This window comes from Amycolatopsis sp. cmx-8-4 (assembly GCF_046548675.1).
GTDB lineage: Bacteria > Actinomycetota > Actinomycetes > Mycobacteriales > Pseudonocardiaceae > Amycolatopsis.
In genome coordinates this window covers 70,103-86,138 of record NZ_JAEBDZ010000035.1, presented here as the reverse complement: position 1 = coordinate 86,138, position 16,036 = coordinate 70,103, and the positions used below count along the sequence as shown (strand labels likewise).

At 73.9% G+C, this 16,036-nt stretch carries 16 protein-coding genes; 8 read left to right on the top strand and 8 right to left on the bottom strand.

Going from position 1 to position 16,036, the window contains the following annotated elements; all coding sequences use genetic code 11:
- Nucleotides 1-120 precede the first annotated feature (120 nt).
- Together ACLJQZ_RS41970 and ACLJQZ_RS41965 are read right to left on the bottom strand one after the other, a co-directional pair.
- Nucleotides 121-585 carry a hypothetical protein gene (locus ACLJQZ_RS41970; RefSeq protein WP_328649324.1) on the bottom strand — a complete coding sequence of 155 codons (465 nt, stop codon included), beginning with the start codon at nt 583-585 and terminating at the stop codon, nt 121-123.
- Nucleotides 582-1,826 carry an MFS transporter gene (locus tag ACLJQZ_RS41965; protein WP_410626569.1) on the bottom strand — a complete coding sequence of 415 codons (1,245 nt, stop codon included), beginning with the start codon at nt 1,824-1,826 and terminating at the stop codon, nt 582-584. The genes ACLJQZ_RS41970 and ACLJQZ_RS41965 overlap by 4 nt, the downstream gene beginning before the upstream one ends.
- Before the next feature lie 59 nt (nt 1,827-1,885).
- On the opposite strand from ACLJQZ_RS41965, the gene ACLJQZ_RS41960 reads away from it, so the two are divergent.
- The gene (locus ACLJQZ_RS41960; protein ID WP_410626568.1) at nt 1,886-3,013 is read left to right on the top strand and encodes an ROK family protein; all 1,128 of its coding nucleotides are present in this window, start codon (nt 1,886-1,888) and stop codon (nt 3,011-3,013) included.
- Here ACLJQZ_RS41960 and ACLJQZ_RS41955 read toward each other — a convergent pair.
- Nucleotides 2,994-3,506, bottom strand: coding sequence for a GNAT family N-acetyltransferase (locus ACLJQZ_RS41955; RefSeq protein ID WP_410626567.1), 513 nt, complete (start codon nt 3,504-3,506; stop codon nt 2,994-2,996). The genes ACLJQZ_RS41960 and ACLJQZ_RS41955 overlap by 20 nt on opposite strands.
- Before the next feature lie 49 nt (nt 3,507-3,555).
- On the opposite strand from ACLJQZ_RS41955, the gene ACLJQZ_RS41950 reads away from it, so the two are divergent.
- Nucleotides 3,556-4,386 (top strand): helix-turn-helix domain-containing protein, encoded by an 831-nt coding sequence (locus ACLJQZ_RS41950; RefSeq protein ID WP_410626566.1) that lies wholly within the window; start codon nt 3,556-3,558, stop codon nt 4,384-4,386.
- 63 nt (nt 4,387-4,449) lie between these two features.
- Nucleotides 4,450-5,082: a dihydrofolate reductase family protein gene (locus ACLJQZ_RS41945; RefSeq protein WP_410626565.1), complete on the top strand. Its 633-nt coding sequence runs from the start codon at nt 4,450-4,452 to the stop codon at nt 5,080-5,082.
- Here the strand turns inward: ACLJQZ_RS41945 and ACLJQZ_RS41940 are convergent.
- Complete coding sequence (locus tag ACLJQZ_RS41940) at nt 5,062-7,923, bottom strand: BTAD domain-containing putative transcriptional regulator (protein WP_410626564.1); 2,862 nt, start codon at nt 7,921-7,923, stop codon at nt 5,062-5,064. The genes ACLJQZ_RS41945 and ACLJQZ_RS41940 overlap by 21 nt on opposite strands.
- Before the next feature lie 77 nt (nt 7,924-8,000).
- Complete coding sequence (locus ACLJQZ_RS41935) at nt 8,001-9,236, bottom strand: NAD(P)/FAD-dependent oxidoreductase (protein WP_410626563.1); 1,236 nt, start codon at nt 9,234-9,236, stop codon at nt 8,001-8,003.
- 148 nt (nt 9,237-9,384) lie between these two features.
- Between ACLJQZ_RS41935 and ACLJQZ_RS41930 the strand changes: the two genes are divergently transcribed.
- Nucleotides 9,385-10,143: an SDR family oxidoreductase gene (locus ACLJQZ_RS41930; protein WP_410626562.1), complete on the top strand. Its 759-nt coding sequence runs from the start codon at nt 9,385-9,387 to the stop codon at nt 10,141-10,143.
- On the opposite strand, the gene ACLJQZ_RS41925 is transcribed toward ACLJQZ_RS41930, so the two are convergent.
- The gene (locus ACLJQZ_RS41925) at nt 10,121-10,834 is read right to left on the bottom strand and encodes a VOC family protein (RefSeq protein ID WP_410626561.1); all 714 of its coding nucleotides are present in this window, start codon (nt 10,832-10,834) and stop codon (nt 10,121-10,123) included. The genes ACLJQZ_RS41930 and ACLJQZ_RS41925 overlap by 23 nt on opposite strands.
- A gap of 161 nt (nt 10,835-10,995) precedes the next feature.
- Here ACLJQZ_RS41925 and ACLJQZ_RS41920 point away from each other — a divergent pair, with 161 nt between their 5' ends.
- Nucleotides 10,996-11,772 (top strand): oxidoreductase, encoded by a 777-nt coding sequence (locus tag ACLJQZ_RS41920; RefSeq protein WP_410626559.1) that lies wholly within the window; start codon nt 10,996-10,998, stop codon nt 11,770-11,772.
- A gap of 28 nt (nt 11,773-11,800) precedes the next feature.
- On the opposite strand, the gene ACLJQZ_RS41915 is transcribed toward ACLJQZ_RS41920, so the two are convergent.
- Together ACLJQZ_RS41915 and ACLJQZ_RS41910 are read right to left on the bottom strand one after the other, a co-directional pair.
- On the bottom strand, nt 11,801-12,691 hold the full coding sequence (locus ACLJQZ_RS41915; RefSeq protein ID WP_410626558.1) for a LysR family transcriptional regulator: 891 nt from the start codon (nt 12,689-12,691) through the stop codon (nt 11,801-11,803).
- A complete protein-coding gene (locus ACLJQZ_RS41910) occupies nt 12,688-13,302 on the bottom strand; it encodes a TetR/AcrR family transcriptional regulator (RefSeq protein WP_410626557.1) in 615 nt (204 codons plus the stop codon). The genes ACLJQZ_RS41915 and ACLJQZ_RS41910 overlap by 4 nt, the downstream gene beginning before the upstream one ends.
- Before the next feature lie 90 nt (nt 13,303-13,392).
- On the opposite strand from ACLJQZ_RS41910, the gene ACLJQZ_RS41905 reads away from it, so the two are divergent.
- The 3 genes from ACLJQZ_RS41905 to ACLJQZ_RS41895 are packed head-to-tail and all read left to right on the top strand — an operon-like array spanning nt 13,393 to nt 15,931.
- Nucleotides 13,393-14,130 carry an SDR family NAD(P)-dependent oxidoreductase gene (locus tag ACLJQZ_RS41905; protein WP_410626556.1) on the top strand — a complete coding sequence of 246 codons (738 nt, stop codon included), beginning with the start codon at nt 13,393-13,395 and terminating at the stop codon, nt 14,128-14,130.
- Nucleotides 14,127-14,999: an alpha/beta fold hydrolase gene (locus ACLJQZ_RS41900; RefSeq protein WP_410626554.1), complete on the top strand. Its 873-nt coding sequence runs from the start codon at nt 14,127-14,129 to the stop codon at nt 14,997-14,999. The genes ACLJQZ_RS41905 and ACLJQZ_RS41900 overlap by 4 nt, the downstream gene beginning before the upstream one ends.
- Nucleotides 14,996-15,931, top strand: coding sequence for an NAD-dependent epimerase/dehydratase family protein (locus ACLJQZ_RS41895; RefSeq protein ID WP_410626553.1), 936 nt, complete (start codon nt 14,996-14,998; stop codon nt 15,929-15,931). Before ACLJQZ_RS41900 ends, ACLJQZ_RS41895 begins: the two co-directional genes overlap by 4 nt.
- Nucleotides 15,932-16,036: the final 105 nt, after the last annotated feature.

Genomic DNA, 16,036 nt, shown 5'->3' with positions numbered 1-16,036 from the left:
CGACCAGCGAATCAACTGCTCACGCTCGACATCAGCCAACACCAGCTCAGCCTTCGGACGCCCGGTTCTCGACATATCCCCATACTACCCACTTAACTCACGAATTTACGACGCGACACACTAGGAGGTGAGCAGGCCGCGGATCCGGTCGTACTCCGCGGCCATCTCGGGCGTGGCCAGCATATCGTCCAGATCGGCGGACACCTGGAAGTCGACGTCCTCGATCGAGCGGATCGCCAGTTCGTAGAGCTCGCCTCGCCGGCCGCCCTGGAGGTAGCTGTTCCAGTGCATCAGGGCGGTCAACGCGGCGACGATCCCGCGGTCGAGGTCGTCGTCGACGAGGATCCCCGCGTCGATCCGCTCGATCAGGGCCCCCAGCTCACCGGCGTCGACGGTCAGGATCGACGCGCGGGCGGCGGCCAGCGCGGCCCAGGCATCTTCGGAGAGCTCGTCCGGCACGGCGTCTTCCACGGCTTCTTCCCGGAGCAGCCGGGTGATCGTCGCGGCGCCGAACGCCGCTGCGCTCTCATCGCTCGCCGCGATGACGAGGTTCAGGATCGCCGTTTCCAGTTCCGGGTATTTCACCCGCCGGACCCTATCCGGTCCGCTTCCGCGACCGCCGCCGGCCGGGCGGCCCGGCGGCGCTCCACCGCCACGCCTGCCACGGCCAGCGCGAACCCGATCGCGCTCACCACGACGCCGGCCCACGCCGTCGCGCGGTAGCCCAGGCCGGCCGCGATGACCACGCTGCCCAGCGCCGCGCCGATGCTGTTGGCGGCGTTGAACGCCGACTGGTTGAGCGCCGCCCCCATCAGCTGGGCGCCCGGCGCCACCGCGATCAGCCGCGCCTGCAGGACCGGACCCAGGAACAGGATCGTCCCGCCGATCAGGAAGGCCCCGGTGAACAGCCCGAACGCCGAGCCGGCGGTCAGTCCGAAGTAGACGTTCGCGACGATCACCGCGCCGAAGCCCGCCACCATGGCCCGCTGCAGGTTCCGGTCGGCGGACCAGCCGCCCAGCACGTTGCCGACGGTCATGCCCAGCCCGACGGCGACCAGGACCCAGGCGACCGACTCCGGCGACAGCCCGGTGACCGACGTCGTGATCGGCGCCAGATAGCTGTCCACCGCGAAGAACCCGGCGATCCCGATCGACGCGGTCGCCACGACCAGCCACACCTGCGGCCGCCGCAACGTCCGCAGCTCGTCGGCCGGCGACCCGCCCGAGGCCGGCGCGTCCGGCACCGTGAGCGCCACGGCCAGCAGCGCGAGCAGGAACACCCCAGCGATGACCAGGTACGCCGTCCGCCAGCCGACGGCCTGCCCCAGCCGCGTGATCACCGGGACGCCCGCCACGTTGGCGACGGTCAGCCCGCTCAGCACCACCGCGAACCCCCGGCCCTCGCTGCCGGGCCCCATCAGCGACGCCGCCAGCAGCCCGGCCGCCCCGAAGTACGCGCCGTGCGGCAGCCCGGCCGCGAACCGGGCCACCAGGACCAGCCCGAACGTCGAGGCCAGCGCGGACGCCGCGGTGCCGAGCACGAACAGCACCAGCAACCCGAGCACCAGGCGTTTGCGCCGCAGCCGCGCGGTGATCGTGGCGATCAGGGGCGCGCCGACGACCACGCCCAGCGCGTACGCGGTGATCATCCAGCCGGCGTGCGCGACGGCGTCCGATTCGGACCGGGCGTACTCGTCCCCGAGCACACTGCGCGCGATGTCCGGCAGCAGCCCGGCCGGCACGAACTCGGTCAGCCCGATCGCGACCGAGCCGAGGGCCAGGGCGAGCAGCGCGGCCCAGCGGCGCCGGCGGGTGAGATCCTCCATTCCGGCGACTTTAGCAACGCTGTTGCGTTAGTTCCAGACGCCGACGGTAAGGTGACGCGGTGCACCTGGCTTTCCTGCGGGACTACCACGAGGCCCTGGTGATCGCGCTGGCGCGGACCCGGCCCACCCTCGAGCGGGGCACGGTCGCCGAGGTCACCGGGCTGACCCCGCAGGCGGTGTCGAAGGTGCTGGCGCGCCTGGTCGAGGAGGGCCTGCTCGCCCCGGCCGGCGTGCGGCGGCCGGCGCTGGGCAAACCGGCCGCGGTCTACCGGCTCGTCCCCGAAAGCCGCTGGGCGATCGGCGCGCAGGTCACCCGCCGCGAGCTGCGCCTGGCCTTGACGGACCTGGCCGGCACCGTCCGCGCGTCCGCCGCGACCCCGCTGCCGGACGACTTCACGCCGGAGCAGCTGCTGGTCCGGCTCGCTTCCGGCGTCACGACGATGATCGCCGAACACCGCCTGAGCACGCCCGATCCGGCCGCCGACGCGGACCCGGCCCGGATTCTGGCGGGCGTCGGCGTCGGCATGATCGGGCCGCTCGACCAGTCGAGCGGCACCGTCCGCGGCGCGCACCGGCTGCGGCACTGGCGCGACGTCCCGCTGGCCGAGCTCGCCGAACGCGAGCTGGGCCTGCCGGTGGTGGTGGACAAGGACGTCACGGCCGGGGTCACCGCCGAAGCCTGGCGTCGCGGCCCCGCCTTCCGCGACGCCGCACTGGTGGTGGTCGACGCCGGGGTCGGCGCCGGCCTGTGGCTGCGCGGCGCCGCCCACCGCGGCGCGCACACCAACGCCAGCGAGTTCGGCCACACGGTCGTCCAGCTCGACGGGCCGCGGTGCGCGTGCGGCCGGCACGGCTGCTTGGAAGCCGTCCACGAACGGGCGGCCGACCCCGCCGCGGCCGCGGCCGTGCTCGCGACCGGCGTGGTGAACCTGCTGCAGACGCTCGACCTGGGCCACATCGTCCTCGGCGGCGCCGACCTGCTCCGCCACGGCGACGTCTACCGGGACGCCGTCGAGCACGCGGTGCGCACCCAGCTCCCCGGCGCCGGCTGGCTCACCGTGGAAGTCAGCTTGACGACGCTGGGCACCGACGTGGTCGCGGCCGGCGCGGCGATGCAGGTGCTCAACAGCCGCTACGGCCTGCCCGACCCCGCGGGCCTGCAGCCGCTCACCGGCCGGCCGGCCTGACCGGCGACCACCGGCCGAGCCACTGCCGAGCGCCGTACGCCTCGTACGTCTCCACCTCGGTGAACCCCAGTTTCGCCGCGAGCCGCATCGAGGGGACGTTGGCGGTCCGGGTGCGCAGCGCCACCGGCTCACCGGGGCGAGCGCCGGCGAACCAGCCGAGCGCCGCCGCGCACGCCTCGGTGGCGTACCCGCAGCCCCACGCCTCCGGCAGGAACAGGTAGCCGAGCTCGGTCTCCGCGTCGCGCCGGTCGAGCGTGATCATGCCGATCATCGCGCCGTCGAGATCGGCCACGAAGAGGCCGAAGCGCCGCCCGGGCACCGCGGCCACCGTGCGCTCCAGCTCGTCGCGCGGCTGCGCGCCACCGATGTAGCTGCCGACCTCGGGCGAGGCGAACAGCTCGACGAACGCCGCGCGGTCCCGGGCTTCGGACTCGCGGAGCACGAGCCGCTCGGTCCTGATCGGGGCCGGTGGCCAGGGTCCGGGCTCGGTCATGGCGGGCAACCTATCGCGCGGACCGGACCGACCTGGCCACACTGGGCTCATGGAGTACGTCGGCCAGGTGCCCGCCCCGCCGCTCGACCGGTTCGTCGACGACATCTACTGCCAGACCGGCGTGCCGCGCCACCGCCTGATGAGCGTCCCGCCGATGCCGTCGGCGCACCTGTTCCTCAACCTGGGCGAGCCCGTCCGCCTGTACGACTCCGACCCCTCGGTGCCGTCGGCGGTGTTCGCCGACGGGTGGTTCATGGGGATGTGGACCCGGCGGTTCCGCGTCGAGTTCCCCGCGCGGGTGCGGCTCGTGGGGGTGCACTTCAAGCCGTGGGGGCTGTCGCCGTTCGTCGGCGTGCCGGCGAGCGAGCTGCGGGACCGGTGGGTGCCGGTCGACGCCGTGTGGCACCGGTCCCTCGACCGGATCCGCGACCGGCTCGGAGAGCTCGGGTCGGCCGGCGAGACGCTGCGGGTGGTCGAGGAGGAGCTGCGCGCCCGGCTCGCCGAGGCGCCGGCGCGCGGTTTCGACCTGGTCCGCCACACCGGCGGACGGCTGGCGACCTCCTACGGCGCCGTCCCGGTCGGCGCGCTGACCGAGGCGGCGGGCGTGAGCGGCAACCACCTGGCCGCGCAGTTCAAGGCCCACGTCGGGATCACCCCGAAACGGGTGGCGCGGATCTACCGGTTCGCACGGCTGATCCTGTCCGTGGACGCGCTGGGCCCGACCGGCTGGGCGGATCTCGCCCACCGCGTCGGCTACTTCGACCAGGCGCACTTCGGCAAGGAGTTCAAGGACTTCACCGGCCACACCCCGACGGAGTTCCTGGCCCTGCGGCGCCGGTTCCCCGCCGAAGGACCGTTCCCGCCGATCCCCGCCGAGTGATTTTCTACAAGCGCGGCCCGGCCCGGGACACCAAGATCGGGCGAAACGACCTGAGGAGGCCTTGTGGGCACGGTGATCATGCAGAACGTGGTGTCGGTGGACGGCTTCATCGCCGACGAGCACGACGACGTCGGCCCCCTGCACGAGTGGTACTTCTCCGGCGACACCCCGATCACCGGGACACCACCCGACGAGCAGTTCGACCACTCCGGGGCGGGCAACGGCTTCCGGGTCTCGAGCGCGTCGGCGCCCTACGTCCGGGCGATGTGGGAGAGCATCGGCGTGATCGTCATGGGCCGCACGCTGTTCGACCTGATGAACGGCTGGGAGGGGAAACCGCCCGCGGGTGAGCACGTGGTCGTCGTCTCCCACCGGCCCAAGCCGGCCGGCTGGCACCCCGAGGCGTCCTACCACTTCGCCGACGGCCCGAAGGCGGCGATCGCCAAGGCCCAGGAGCTGGCCGGGGACCGGACGATCGCGGTGAACGCGGGCGAAGCGGGCAGCCGGATCTTCGCCGCCGGCCTCGTGGACGAGGTGGCGATGGACGTCGTGCCGGTGGTGTTCGGGTCGGGCAAACGCTTCTTCGCCGGTATCGAGGGACAGCAGCTGCTGGAGGATCCGCACCTGGTCATCCAGGGTGACCGGGTGCTGCACCTGAAGTTCAAGGTGCGCCGCTCACCAGCCGGCGGGGCGTAGGTGGGGCAACGACTTCGGCCGGTCCAGGTCGAGCCGGGCGGCGATGTCCGCGGCGGCCCGCTCGTGGTCCCGCGCCGCTGACGGGTCGTCGCCGGTGCGGGCGAGTTCGGCGTGGGCCTGGGCTCGTTCGTGGAGGTGCTCGCCCTTGACCACGAGCGTGAAGTGCTCGACGGCCTCGGTTCCGTTGCCCAGCGCGAGCTGGGTCCGGCCGAGTTCGATCCGGGCGTAGGCCTGGAGGCGGGCGTCGTCGTCGAGCATGGTCACCGCGGCGCGCTGCGGCTCCAGGGCGTCGTGGGCGCGTCCCGCCGCGCGGTGGGCCGTGCCGATGAGCACCAGGGCCTCGGCTTCGCCTTCCCGGTCGCCGATCCGCTGCCGCAGGTCACGGGCCTGGTGGAGGTGGCCGAGGGCCTCTTCGCCGTCGCCGAGCGCGATGAGGCACCGGGCCAGCGCGGTGAGCACGTGGTCGTTGGGGCTGAACCGGCCCAGCTCTTCGCAGCCGGCGTAGGCCGTGCGCAGGAAGGCCAGCGCCGGCTCGTAGTCGCCGTTGAGCCAGCGGACGACGCCGCGGGTCCAGCAGGTGATGATCCGGGCGTCGATGCCGAGCGGGGACAGGCGGGCGAGGCCGGCCAGCTCGTCGGCCGCCGCCTGCGCGTGCCGCGCCGCCGGCTCGTGGTCGCCGCGTTGCAGGTGCATCAAGCCGAGCAGGGCGAGGGTGTGCGCGTGGGACTCGGTGTTCTCCGGCTGCTTCGCCGACGCCGTCAGCAGGTCGAACGCCCGTGAGGTGTGGCCGGCGGACCAGTGGGCCAACGCCAGCAACGTGCTCAGCAGTCCTTCGCCGCCCTCGGCCGTCTCCTGCGCCGCGGCCAGGCTCTGCTCCAGCAGTTCGATCGGGTCGCCGCCGAGGTCGCGCTCCAGGAAGTGCCAGAAGGAGATGGCCAGCTGCCAGGCGTGGGTGCCGTAACCCTCGGCCGCGGCGCAGCGCGTCGCGGCCAGGAGGTTGCCGCGCTCGGCCAGCAGCCACGCGTGCGCCGCCGCCGCTTCCGGGCCGCCGGCCTCGAAGCTGGCCGCGGCGTCGGCGACGGCGGCCAGGTAGTGGTCGAGCATCTTCCCGGTCATCCGCGGGTCGTCGGAGAGCCCGCGGGCGTACTGGCGCAGCAGGTCGTGCTGGCGGTACCGGCCGGGCACGGCCTCCTCGGCCAGGTGGACGTCGACCAGCCGCTGCAGGGCGTCATCGGCCCGCCCCACCGGCGTGCCGGTCATCGCCGCGAGGACGGCGGTGTCCGCGTCGGCGCCGGGATGGCGGCCCAGCGCGTAGAAGAGCTGCTGGTCTTCCGGGGGCAGGTGCTCGTGGGACATCCGGAACGCCAGCGCCACCTCGCGGTCGGCGAACAGCTTCGGCAGCCGCCGGCGCGCGTCGGCCAGCTGCGCGGACAGGTACGCGATCGGCCAGGCGGTGCGGTGCGCGAGCCGGGCCCCGGACAGCCGCAGTGCGAGCGGCAAGCCCGCGCACAGGCGGACGATGCGCGCCACGGCCTCGGGTTCGGCGGCCGCCCGGTCGGTGCCCACCAGCCGGGCGAAGAACGCCGTGGCTTCTTCCTCCGGCAGGACGGCCAGGGAGATCGGCCGGGCCCCGGCGAGGTCCGGCAGCCGGGCCCGGCTCGTCACGATCACGAGGCCGGGACCGGCGGGCAGCAGCGCGGCCACCTGCGTCTCGTCCACGGCGTTGTCGAACACGACCAGCAGCCGCAGCGCCGCGGTCTTCGCGCGCCACTGCGCTTTGGCGTCGCCGGTCGCCGCGATGCCCAGCTGGCCCAGCAGGACCTCCAGCGCCTCGTCCGCGGTCAGCGGCGTCTTCCCCGCGCTGTGCCCCTGCAGGTCCACGAACACGACGCCGTCGGGAAAGCGGTCGGCCAGCAGGTGCCCGGCGTGGACGGCGAACGCCGTCTTGCCGACCCCGGCCATCCCGTCGACCGAGTAGACGGTGGCCCGGTCGCCGGCCGGCGTCACCAGGCGGGCGAGCTCGGCGGCCCGCCCGGTGAAGTCCGGGAGATCGCGGGGCAGGCAGTTGCGGCGGGCCGGGCTCCGGCCCGGACCGGCGGGCGGACGCGCTTCGCGATCGCGCCCCAGCAGCCGCCGGTGCGTGTCCGTCAGCGCGGCGGTCGGGTCGATGCCCAGGTCCTCGGACAGCCGGGTGTGGACCTCCCGGTAGTGCCGGAGGGCGTCGGCCGTCCGCCCGGCCCGGTGCAGGGCCGTCATGTACAGGCCGGCGATGCGTTCGTCGTACGGGTGCCCGGCGGCCAGGGCGGCGAGCCCGGCGACCAGTTCGGTGCCTTCGCCCAGCCGCAACCGCGTCTCGGCCAGGTCGAGCTGGGCCGCCAGCCGGGCCCGCTCCAGCCGGTCGCGCTCGGTGTCGGCCCAGTCGCCGGTCAGGCCGGTCAGCGCCGGTCCGTGCCACAACGCCAGCGCCTCGGTGAGGGTCGACACCACCCGCGCGTCGTCGCTGTCCGCACCGGCCTGCGCGCAGAGGTCCTGGAAGACGTACAGGTCGACCGGGAGCGGCGTGGCGTCGGCGATCAGCGCGTAGCCGCCGGACCGGCGGACGACGGTCACCCCCGGCACCGCGCTCACGGCGCGGCGCAGCCGGGAGATGTAGCTGTGCACGGTTTCGCGGCCGCGCAGCGGCACCGCGGCGCCCCACACCCGCTCGGCGAGCCGGTCGGTCGACACGACCCGGCCGCGCTCGACGACCAGCGCGGCCAGCACGCACCGCTGCCGCGGGTGCCCGAGGTCCACCGGCGCGCCGTCGACGGACGCGGCCACCTCCCCCAACAACCGCAGCACCGCACTCACCTCCCCGAGCGTCACGGAAACCGGACACAGCGTATACGCTCCGTCAGAGGCCTGGCACCGCCCGCGCGTCAGCCGTTCAGGTCGGCCAGCAGCGCGGCCGCCGCGCGTTGCCCGGACACCAGTGCTCCCTGCACCGACGGCGTGTCGCGGTGGTCGCCGCAGACGTAACGACCGGGGGCGAGCCGCACCGGACGTCGCAGCGGCGCACCGGGCCCGAACACCGGCAACGCCCGGGGCAGCGCATAGCCGGCCAGCAGATCCCAGCCGCCGGTCCCGGTGCCGTAGATCCGCGCCAGCCGGCGCCGGACCTGCGGCTCCAGGCCGGGGTCGGCGCGATCGGGCACCGACGCGGAGATCAGCGCCGAGCCGCTCGGGGCGTACCCCGGGGCGACCTCGCTGAGCACGGCGGTGTTGAGCAGCAGCTCGTCGAGCCCGTCGACCAGCAGCGTCGGCGACCGCAACGGCGTCGTCGCGGCGCGGTAGTAGAACGTCGTCACCGCGTGCCAGGCGGGCGCCTCGACGCCGGGCAGGAGCCGGGCGGCGGTGTCGCCGTCGGTCGCCACGATCACGGCTCGCGCGGGCAGGTGCTCGCCGTCGCCCGTGCGGACGCCGTCGGCGGTGATCTCGGCGACCTCGACGCCGGTGCGGACCGTGCCGGGCGGCAGGCCGTCGGCCAGCTGACGCGGCAGGGCCTGCATGCCGTCAGCCGGCAGTACGCCGCCGCCACGCAGGAAACTGCGCCACAGCAAGTGGAACATCCGCGCGGACGTCCGCAACGACGGGTCCAGGAACACCCCGGCGAGGAACGGCCGCAGCACCTGCTCGACGGTGGCCGCGCTCAAGCCCCAGCGCCGCAGCTCCTCGGCGGTGCTGCGCCCGGCGTCGGCCCGGACGGTCGCGTCCGGCGCCAGCAGGTCCCGGGCGGCCAGGGCCGCCATCCGCGCGGCGTCACCGGGATGGCCGGCGGCGAACCCGGCGGCCCCGCCCACGGCGGGCAGCCCGTGCCACGGACCCGCCAGCCAGCGGCGGCCTGTCTCGGTCACGGCGATCGTGCCGCGGGTGAACGGCTTGGGCCGCAACGCTTTCACGTCGACCAGCCGCCGCACCGCGGGGTACGCGGGCAGCAGGACCTGGAACCCGCGGTCGAGCCGGAACCCGTCGACCACGTCGGTGCGGACCCGGCCGCCGACGTCGTCGCCCGCCTCCAGCACGGTGGTCCCGATCCCGGCCCGGTGCAGCCGAGCGGCGGCGCTCAGCCCCGCCAGCCCACCCCCGACGACGATCACACCCGATTCTCCGGCCACGTACGCTCCCTCCGTCACGGTGCGGGGTTCCCGGCCCGGCCGAGTCCAACCGCACCGGTCACGAACCTCACCCGCGCGAGTCGGGGATCGCCGGTCCCCCGATGTCCGCTCTCTGCCACCGTACGGGCGGGCGCGCGATGCTCGCAGTATGGACATCACCGGAAACACCCTCTTCATCCCCGGCGCCACCAGCGGTATCGGGCTGGCGCTCGCGCTCGCCCTCCGGGAGCGGGGCAACACCGTGATCGTCGGCGGCCGGCGCACCGACCGGCTGGAGAAGATCGCCGCCGAGCACCCCGGGATCGGCACCGTGCGGATCGACACCACCGACGCCGCGAGCATCCAGGCCGCCGCGAAGGACGTGCTCGCCCGCTACCCCGAGCTGAACGTGCTCGTCGCCATGGCCGGCGTGATGCGCGTCGAGGACTGGCACCGGCCCGAGTCGTTCCTCGAGTCGGCCGAAGAGGTCGTGACGACCAACGTGCTCGGCCCGATCCGGCTGATCGCCGCGTTCGTCGAGCACCTGCGGAGCCGGCCGGACGCCACCATCGTGACCGTCTCTTCCGGACTGGCCTTCACCCCGCTCAAGCTCACCCCGAGCTACAACGCGTCCAAGGCGGCCGTCCACATGCTCAGCGAGTCCCTGCGGCTGCAGCTGGCGGACACCACCGTGAGTGTGCTGGAACTCGTGCCGCCGTCGGTGCGCACGGACTTGCTGCCCGGCCAGGCCGAGAGCGACCACGCCATGCCGCTGGACGAGTTCGTCACCGAGGTCATGACGATCCTGGAGACCCGGCCGGAGGCGAAGGAGATCCAGGTCGAGCGCGTCAAGTTCCTCCGCTACGGCGAAGCCCGCGGCGACTACGACCAGGTCGTCGCGACGCTCAACCAGGCCGATCCCCACTGAGCACCCGGAACTCGGTGCCGTCCGGATCCGCCAGCACGACGTCGCCGTCGTCGCGGAAGCCGAGCCGAGCGGCGCCCAGGGAGATCAGCTCGTCGACCGCCGCCCGCTGGTCGCCGTCCGCCGGGAGCAGCTCGAAGCGCTGCCGGTTCGGCACCATGGGCGTGCCGTCCCAGGTGTCCCACGCGAGTTTCGTGCCGCCGCGCGGTGACTGGATCGCGGTCTGCTCTCCCTGGTCCCACACCAGGGGCCAGCCCAGCGCCTCGCTCCAGAACCGGCCGACCTGCCGGGTACCGGCACAGGTGAGCTCGCCGAGCGGGCCGCACCCGGCGAGGTAGCCGTTGCCGGGCTCGATCACGCAGAACTCGTACCCTGCCGGGTCGCCCAGGACGACGTGCCGCTCCTCGGGTCGCTGCCCGACGTCGACGTGGCGGCCACCGAGCCCGATCGCCGTGTCCACTGTGTGCCGCTGGTCGTCGAGGTCGGCGCTGGTCAGGTGCAGGTGCATCCGGTTCGCGCCGAGCCGGCCGGGGCGGCCCGGGACGAACCGCAGGCCGAGCTGGGCGTCCCCGCCCGGCAGCAGCACACCGCCGTCATCCTCGACGACCTCCCGGCCGAGCAGCCCGGCCCAAAAACCTGCCGCTCCAGTCGGGTCGTCCGCCTCGAAGGTCACCGCAAGCAGTCTTGAACGCATCACCGGAACGTAGACACCACTCCCGTGAGAGGGCAAGGCGATATCGAACCCGGCGGCCATAGGACTTTCCTATAGCGGCTGCTGACAATTCGTCTTTGCTTCCCGTGCTTTTCCGGACCTACCGTGGCCAAGACGAACACGGAGAAGAAAGGACCGGTGGCATGACCACGATCGGAAACGGATCGGGACCGCGGGAACTCGCGGGAAAACGAGCCCTGGTCACGGGTGGCACTCGCGGCATCGGCGCGGCCGTCGTACGGCAGTTCCTGGACGCGGGCGCCGAGGTGCTCACGACCGCCCGCTCGGCGACGAGCACGGCGCCGGAGGGAGCCTCCTTCGTAGCGGCCGACGTGCGGACCCGAGCCGGCGTGGAAGCGCTTGCCGCGGCCGCGGAGGAGGTGCTCGGCGGGGTGGACGTCCTGGTCCACAACGCGGGCGGGGCACGACCGCACGCGGACTCGTCGGCCATCACCGACGAGGAGTGGCAGGACGCGCTGGACCTGAACTACCTGGCGTCGGTCCGGCTGGATGCGGTGCTGCTGCCGGGAATGCGGGACCGGCGCGCGGGGGCGATCGTGCACGTCTCCTCGGCCGCGGTGCTCACCCCGGTCGGGCCGTTCCTGCACTACACGGCGGCGAAGGCGGCGCTGGAGAACTACAGCCGGGGCCTGGCGCTGGAACTGGCCCCGCTCGGCATCCGCGTCAACGCCGTTTCCCCGGGCCGCACCGCCACTCCCGGCGGCGAAGCGACGCGGGAACAGTGGGCGAGCCTGAGCGTGACGCCGGCCGAGACCAACCCCGGGGACACCACGCCGCTAGGGCGCGACGGCCGGCCCGGGGACATCGCCGACGCGGTGCTGTTCCTCGCGTCCGACCGGGCGAGCTGGCTGACCGGACGGAACCTCATCGTGGACGGCGGCGAATTCCCGATGGGCTGACGCTGTTCCGGGGAATTGTTCCCGGCCGTCAGGACACCGGCGCAAAAGAATGCGACCAGGTTTCCCGGCGCAGCAGTTCGAGCAACGCCGTTTCCGCCGGTCCCGGGCCTTTCCGGAGAACGGCGACGACGGGCTGGGTCACGGCCGGGAAGACCGGGCGGACGAGGTGCGCGTGCCCCTCGGGCACCGCCGAGGCCGGGACGAGCGTCACGCCCAGCCCGGCGGCGGCCCACCGCACGGCCGTCGCCGTCTGGGACACGCGGGCGACCGCGCTCGGCGTCAAGTCGTTGTCCCGCAACACGTTCAGCAGCACGGCGTCGAGCGCGCCGTCCCGGTCGAAGCGCACCCACGGCTCCCCCGCGAGCCCGCTCAGCTCGACCCGGTCCGCGGCGAGCCGCGGGTGCCCGGCGCCCAGCACCACGACGAACTCCTCGTCGCCGAGGTGATGGGCGTCGTCGGGGGTCTGTTCGCAGGCCGCCATCAGGGCGAGGTCCAGCACACCCCGGCGGCCCAGCCGGTCCAGCTCGGCGGAGCTCGGCTCCTCGAAGACGGTGACCTCCAGCCGCGGGAAGCGGCGGCGCAACGCGCCCAGCGCGCCCGGCAGCTGCCGGGTGCCGAAACCCAGCTGCACCGCGACCGTCAGCTCGCCGACCAGCTCGTCGGCCCCGGCCCGCGCCGTCGCCCGTGCCCGCCGCGACGCGTTCACCGCGACCTGCGCCTCCCGCAGGAACGCGCGGCCGACCACCGTGGGCACCAGGCCGGACGGCGTGCGGGCGAACAACTGCACGCCGAGCTCCCGCTCCAGGCCGCGGATCTGCTGCGACACCGAAGGCTGGGCGACGCGCAGCCGTTCGGCCGCCGCCGTCACCGAGCCCTCGTCGGCCACGGCGAGGGCGTACTCGTACTGCCGGAGGCTCATCGGGCGCTCGTGGCGAACGAGTGGATGTAGGCCAGCGCGGCGTTCATCGCCGCTTCGAGCGGCCGCACGTGGAGCATGGTCTGCGAGAGCAGGACCCCGCCCTGCAGGGCGGCGAGCAGCGAGAACGCGAGCTCGTCGAGGTCGGCGTCGGCCCGCAGATCGCCGCGGTCGCGCATCGCGCGCAGGCCCTCCAGCAGGAGGTCCTTCCAGCGGAGGAAGCCGTCGGCCAGGTCGGTCCGGGACTCCTCGTCGCTGACGCTCAGCTCGCCGGCCAGTGCGCCGAGGTTGCAGTCGCTGCGGCAGCCGTTCTCGCGCTGCCGCTCGATCCCGGCGTCGGCCCAGGCACGCAGCGCCTCGAAGCTGTCGAGCGCCGAGATCCGCGGCAGGCCCGAGTCCGCCTGCCGGGTGATCACGGCCCGGATCAGCGCCTGCTTGCCGTCGAAGTAGTGGTACAGCTGCGATCCGCTCACGCCGGCCGCGGCCCGCACGTCCTCGATCCCGGTGCCGGCCACGCCGTGGCGGGCGATGAGCTCGGTCGCGGCTTCGATGATGCGGTCCCTGGTGGCGCGGCCCTTCGGGGTCAGGCGACGCGGTTTCGGCGCTTCGGTCACGGCGTCAGCCTACCGCAAGACTGGGTTGCGCAATCCAGAAACTGTCCCTACTGTTCTGGACAGAACAACCCAGAAAGTGAGGCCGACCCCATGTCCCCCACCCGCACCGCCCTCGTGACCGGCGCCACCGCCGGCATCGGCCGGGCCGTCGCGCTCGACCTCGCCGCCCACGGCATCGACGTGATCGCCCACGGCCGCGATCCCGAGCGAGGCGCCCAGCTCGTCGAGGAGATCACCGCGGAAGGCGGCACCGCGCGCTTCGTCGGCGCGGACCTGACCGACCCCGGCGAGGTCGTCGCGCTCGCCGCGGCAGCCGGTGACGTGGACATCCTGGTCAACAACGCCGACAGCTACGCGTTCACGAGCACGCCGGACACGACCGCGGACAGCTTCGACCGGCAGTTCGCGCTCAACACCCGCGCGCCGTTCCTGCTGGTCGGCGCGCTGGCGCCGGCCATGGCCGAGCGGGGGCACGGCACGATCGTCAACATCACCTCGACCGCGGCGACCTCGCCGGCACCGATCGGCGGCGCCTACGGGGCGTCCAAGGCGGCCGTCGAACTGCTGACGCGTTCGTGGGCCACGGAGTTCGGCGGCCGCGGCGTCCGGGTCAACGGCGTCTCTCCCGGCCCGGTCCGCACCGCGGGCACCACCGCCATGCTCGGCGACAACGTCGACGTCCTGGGCCGGGCCAACCTCCGCGAGCGCATCGGCGAACCCGAGGAGATCGCCCGGGTGGTCCGGTTCCTCGTGGACTCCGACAGCAGCTACATCAACGGCACCGTCGTCGTCGCCAACGGCGGCGAGCCGAGCGGGCTGCCCGCATGAGCACCTACGAATGGCTGCCCGACGGCTTCGACGTCCGCACCGCCGACACGAACGGCGCCCGGCTCTCGGCCGCGGTGGGCGGCCACGGTCCGCTGCTGGTGCTGCTGCACGGCTGGCCCCAGACCGGACGCGCCTGGGCCCGGATCATGCCCGCCCTCGCCGAGGACCACACGGTGGTCGTCCCCGACCTGCGCGGCACCGGGGCCAGCGAGCGGCCCGCCGGCGGCTACACCAAGGTCAACCAGGCCGACGACGTGCGCGGCCTGCTCGCCGCACTCGGCCTGGCCGGGCCCGCGGTGGTCGTGGGACACGACATCGGCAGCATGGTCGCCTTCGCCTGGGCGCTGCACCGGCCCGCGGACGTCGCCGCCGTCGTGCTGCTCGACGCCTTCCTGCCGGGGGTCGATCTCGAGGAGTCGATGAACGTCGTCACCGGTGGCTCGTGGCACTTCGGGTTCTTCATGGCGCCGGTGTTCCCCGAGATGCTCCTGGACGGCCACGAGCGGGAGTTCGTCGAGGCGACTTTCACCGCCCGGAGCACGCCGTCGACGTTCACCAGTGAAGAACTCGACTTCTACGCGCGCTCCTACCGCGGCCGGGACCGGCTGCGCGGCGGTTTCGGGCACTACCGGACCCTGCTCGACGACGGCGTGGAGAACCGGGGCGTCCTCGCCGAGCGCGGGGTGAGCGTGCCGGTCCTGTCCATCGGCGGCCGGGATTCGGTGGGCGGCCAGACCACGGAAGCCCTGCGCCCGTACGCCGGGGACCTCACCGGCTTCATCGCCCCCACCGGCCATTTCGTCGCCGAAGAAGCCCCGGAATGGTTCGTGCGCACCCTGCGCGAGTACCTCGCGGGGGCCCGGCCGTGAAGGTCCTCGTCATCGGCGCGACGGGCTTCGTCGGCGGCGGCGTCGCGCGTCACCTCGCCGGAGCGGGCCACGACGTCACCGGCCTGGCCCGCTCCGGCGAAGCGGCCGGACGCCTGACGCGCCAAGGCATCACGCCGTTGCGCGGGGACGTCGACGGCGGCCTCGCCGAGGTCGTCGCGGCCGCGACGACGGCCGGCGCGGTCGTCTTCGCCGCCCAGCTCGACGCCGAGGCCGAAGAGCGCGTCGTCGCGCACCTGCTCGACGCGCTCGCCGGCTCCGGGAAGACGTTCCTGTTCACCTCCGGCAGCGGGGTCCTCCTCCAGCGCACCGGCGGTGCCTGGAGCGAAGACAGCTTCGCCGAGGACGACCCGTTCACGGTCGAACCGCTGGCCGCGCGGCGGCTGGCGGTCGAGGAGCTGGTGCGGGCCGCGGCCGGCCGGGACGTGCGCGCGATCGTCGTGCGGCCCGGCATGGTCTGGGGTCCGGGCGACCACGGCCACGTGCCGCTGATCCGCCGGTCGGCCGAGCAGACCGGTGCCGCGTGCTACGTCGGCGAAGGCCTCAACACCTACTCCCACGTGCACCTCGACGACGTCGCCCGGCTCTTCGGGCTCGCGCTGGCCCGGGGCACCGCCGGCGCCCTCTACCACGCGGTCGCGGGCGAGACCCCGACCCGGTGGATCGCCGAAGCCGTGGCCCGGGAGCGGGGGTGTGCCACGCGAAGCCTCACCCCGGCGGAGGCCACGACGGTCTGGGGCACCTTCGACGCCCTGATCCTCGCCGCGTCGAGCCGGTGCCGCGCCCCGCGCAGCCGCCGGGAGCTGGGGTGGGCGCCCCGGCACACCGACCTGCTGGGCGCGGTCGGCGCACCCCCGTCCGGCCGTGCCGATGCACGCCCGTTCGCGGGCGTCCGGGACACCGCACTCCCTTGAGCTGCAACGGAACTTCATAGATCCGTCAGGTGACGGATGTCTGTTGTGGTCCGATCGCGAAGCATTGCTTCACGGGGCTCCACGCTCCGGCCTCGATACCGAGGA

Coding starts and splice junctions, on each gene's coding strand:
- ACLJQZ_RS41930 (WP_410626562.1), top strand. CDS start 9,385: ATGGACATCACCGGAAACACCCTCTTCATCCCCGGCGCCACCAGCGGT.
- ACLJQZ_RS41965 (WP_410626569.1), bottom strand. CDS start 1,826: ATGGAGGATCTCACCCGCCGGCGCCGCTGGGCCGCGCTGCTCGCCCTG.
- ACLJQZ_RS41955 (WP_410626567.1), bottom strand. CDS start 3,506: ATGACCGAGCCCGGACCCTGGCCACCGGCCCCGATCAGGACCGAGCGG.
- ACLJQZ_RS41925 (WP_410626561.1), bottom strand. CDS start 10,834: ATGCGTTCAAGACTGCTTGCGGTGACCTTCGAGGCGGACGACCCGACT.
- ACLJQZ_RS41915 (WP_410626558.1), bottom strand. CDS start 12,691: ATGAGCCTCCGGCAGTACGAGTACGCCCTCGCCGTGGCCGACGAGGGC.
- ACLJQZ_RS41905 (WP_410626556.1), top strand. CDS start 13,393: ATGTCCCCCACCCGCACCGCCCTCGTGACCGGCGCCACCGCCGGCATC.
- ACLJQZ_RS41900 (WP_410626554.1), top strand. CDS start 14,127: ATGAGCACCTACGAATGGCTGCCCGACGGCTTCGACGTCCGCACCGCC.
- ACLJQZ_RS41950 (WP_410626566.1), top strand. CDS start 3,556: ATGGAGTACGTCGGCCAGGTGCCCGCCCCGCCGCTCGACCGGTTCGTC.
- ACLJQZ_RS41920 (WP_410626559.1), top strand. CDS start 10,996: ATGACCACGATCGGAAACGGATCGGGACCGCGGGAACTCGCGGGAAAA.